The sequence below is a fragment of the Planktothrix sp. FACHB-1355 genome, from assembly GCF_014748295.1.
Lineage (GTDB): Bacteria > Cyanobacteriota > Cyanobacteriia > Cyanobacteriales > Aerosakkonemataceae > Aerosakkonema > Aerosakkonema funiforme_A.
On record NZ_JACJUP010000811.1, the window covers coordinates 1 to 3,268 of the forward strand.

3 protein-coding genes are annotated in these 3,268 nt (G+C 46.8%); 2 read left to right on the forward strand and 1 reads right to left on the reverse strand.

Annotation, left to right across the window (positions count from 1 at the left end; all coding sequences use genetic code 11):
• Together H6S82_RS25255 and H6S82_RS25260 are read left to right on the forward strand one after the other, a co-directional pair.
• On the forward strand, nucleotides 1–1,267 hold a 1,267-nt coding region (locus tag H6S82_RS25255; protein ID WP_191056896.1), incomplete at its 5' end, for a radical SAM protein.
• A gap of 81 nt (nucleotides 1,268–1,348) precedes the next feature.
• Nucleotides 1,349–2,902: an NAD(P)/FAD-dependent oxidoreductase gene (locus tag H6S82_RS25260; RefSeq protein WP_190474018.1), complete on the forward strand. Its 1,554-nt coding sequence runs from the start codon at nucleotides 1,349–1,351 to the stop codon at nucleotides 2,900–2,902.
• Nucleotides 2,903–2,915: 13 nt separating this feature from the next.
• Here the strand turns inward: H6S82_RS25260 and H6S82_RS25265 are convergent.
• Nucleotides 2,916–3,268: glycine betaine ABC transporter substrate-binding protein (locus H6S82_RS25265; protein ID WP_277926561.1), on the reverse strand; the 353-nt coding region annotated here is incomplete at its 5' end.

The window sequence follows — 3,268 nt, forward strand, 5'->3', positions numbered from 1 at the left end:
ACTGGCTTTGATGACAATTCAACATCTATCCCGTGGTGGCAGACCAGTGGTGGTGGGGGGTAGCGATGCCATTGCCGAACCGCACATTTATCTACAAGCAGGGGCAACAGCAATTGTCCTAGATAAAACTGGTGGGGCAAACAAGGCGATTTACGACTATGTGTTGGGAAGACCGATGGAGGAAAAGCTGTCGGGTGTGCTTTTGGCTGACGGCAGTCAATATCCCTCACGTTTGCCCCCCATGAGTCCGGAAGATTGGCCTTTGCCCAGTGTGGAGGTGGCCAAGCAATGCTTGAGTCGGATGTATTACAAACCCGGAGTACTGGGTTTTCCACCTAGCGGTTCGGTAATGCCGGATTTGGGATGCGATCGCAAATGCGATTTCTGCCAAACTCCCACCTACCAAATCGGTTACCGCAGAATGACGCCTCAAAGAGCGTTGCAATGGTTCAGCCGTCAGAAGGAAGCGGGTGCTAATTCGGTCATTTGCTTGTCGGATCAATTCCTGGGTCGGGTGCTGTTTAAGGAGGGCAAGCAAGAAGTTCTGGAAATCATGCAGGGAGTACGGGATTTGGGACTTGCTCTCAACTGGTGTAATGGTTTGGAAATAAAGAAGGCAACCAAAGGACGCGGTTATGAGCGGAGTCCGGAAGATTTGATTCCAGACGACGAACTTATACAAGCTCTCTGGGGTTGGGATGGCAAAATTGGTTGTTACGAGGCTTTCATTCCGGCAGAACGTCCTGTAGTCGGGCGGGAATCTTATGCTAAGTTGCTCCCCTGGAAACAGCACTGCGATATGCTAAGAGCGATCGTCAATGCAGGTGTGGCTCGACTGCAATACGGGGTGGTGATCGGTCTACCAGAAGATAGCCACGAAACTATGCTCCGCCTGGAAGAAGCAATCTCGGAACTCTATCAAGACCTCAAGAGTATTAATCCGGCTTTACAATTTTGGGTCGGTACTTATGCTATATCTCCTATTCCAGGAACTCCTCAAGGTCATAGCATCCGTGGGTCGGGTCTTGTGCGATTTACAGACCCAGAAATTCTCGGAGGCTTTATGACAGCCTGCGCCGATACTCACCATATGAGCTATGAGGAAGTTTCTGATTGGGAGCTGCGCTTAGTTAGCACTGGAGACGGAGGGCTTGACTGGTTCTTTGGCAACTCAAACAAGCCTGCAAATCAAAAAGAAAATGGTTCGGCAACCAGTACTCAGAATGCTTTGAATACAAATTTAAATCTCCCAGTTGCAGTCAGTTAGCGAAATTTCAGATGGCAGATTTAAAATTTCAAATTTGGATAAATCTGCCATCTGAAATCTGAAATTATCAAGTGTTTTTTGATGAACGATCGTTCAAAATTTAATCCGTTTCGTCATACACAGCAGTTCGATCGCCCTTTCTCTTTTGAAGCACTATATAGTCACCCAGGTGACCTCCGTATTCGCGATCGCGGTGGCGATCGCAAGCGGATTGGCATTATTGGTGGTGGTATTGCTGGGTTAACCAGTGCCTACGAACTCAGTCAGTTGGGTCACGAAGTGACAATTTGGGAAGCTGGCGATCGTCTGGGCGGACGCATTCGCACTCATTACTTCAGTGATGGAACTTACGGAGAACTAGGGGCGATGCGTATTCCCAATAATCATCGCTGTGCGATGTATTATTTGGAAAAGTTCAATTTGCCCACGCGACGTTTTGTTAGCTATAACCCGGCTGGTTTCTATTATCTTCGCGGCAAAAAGGCTCGGATTGATGCGTTTGCAGAATTTTTTGCCGTTTTCGATCTGCTGCCACAAGAGCTGCAAGACCCAGCTATTTTGTACGATGACCTGTTGCGGGAGTTGACAGAAACTCTCTCTTGTGCTGAAAAGTGGGAGATGTTCTGTCCGTCGTTTTCCAGTACCCTGCTGAAGAAGTACGATGGGATATCTTTTGCACAGTACTTTCGCGATCGCCTTTCTCAGGAAGCCTTTGAAATGGTCGGTCACACTACGGGTATGCTCCATTACGAGCGAGTATCCCTCCTAGAAGGCTCGATCGACTTTTTTAGTTGGTATCGAGTTGAACAATATCAGCTAATTGGTGGGATGGAAACTCTGGTGAATGCCTTTGCTAAACGAGTGCAAGGCAAGATCGAGTTGAACGCGAAAGTGACAGATATTCAAATTACTGATAAGGGAGCGATCGTTCGCTGGAACAATTTGGATAGCAGCTTTGCCAAAGAGTTCGATTATATCATCTGCACGGTTCCTGCTTCCGCTTTGGCAACGATCGAGTTCGCTCCGGATATTCCAGCCAAGAAAAAGCAAGCCAATCGCAGCCTTACCTACGGTAGTGCGGCCAAAACTTTATTTCATTGTACCGCGCGTCCTTGGGAACTCCACGATCGAATCTATGGCGGTGCCAGCTTTACAGATTTACCGATCCAACAGATTTGGTATCCTTCAGATAACGCTCAGCTAGCCACTTTGACAAAAGAAGGCTCAGTTGAGTATCGATGGATTCCTCGTGAGAGGGAACTTTCTCATCAATCATCTGTCTTTACCGGTGGTTACCGCTGGGAAAAAAATTCACGGCAGTTTTTAGCCCTTGATGAGAGCGAGCGCACCGATTCTACCTTGGATCAAGTCAAACAAATCCATCCGCAAATCGATCGATACGTTGACGAGATTGTACATTGGTCTTGGGATGAACAAATCAAACCCGGATCTGGAGCTTATGCTTATTTTACCCCAGGCGACCACGAAGAATATCAGGAAGTTTTGTGCCAGCCTTACCCTTTAGATCACCCTCGCGTCTTTTTTGCAGGCGAACACCTCGCTATCAACCATGCCTCAATTCAAGGAGCGATCCAGACAGCACTCTCTGCAACTATAGATGTTTTAGACGCTTAAAAAATCGGATAAATTAGCCTGAATTCTTGCCAGCTTTCCTAGCTTCTTCCAACCAACTATCAAATAACTTTTGATTCTTTTTCACCCATTCTTCAGCACGCTGACGAATTTGTTCTGGACTGCGTTTACCTTCGTGGAATAGCCACATTTCAGCGTTGATATCTTCAAGGGGAATCTGCACTAATTCAAACCAGCGTTTGGCGGCTGGATTAGCTGCCAAAAATTTTTTGGTAGCCACCACACGCAGCCCCTCTTTAGGAAAACCGATATTTTTACCATCTACTGAAGTATCTTTTTCTGTATAGACTCCCAAGCTTTTTGGCATAGAGGTAAAAGGAACTTCTAACCAAATCACATCTTTATTTG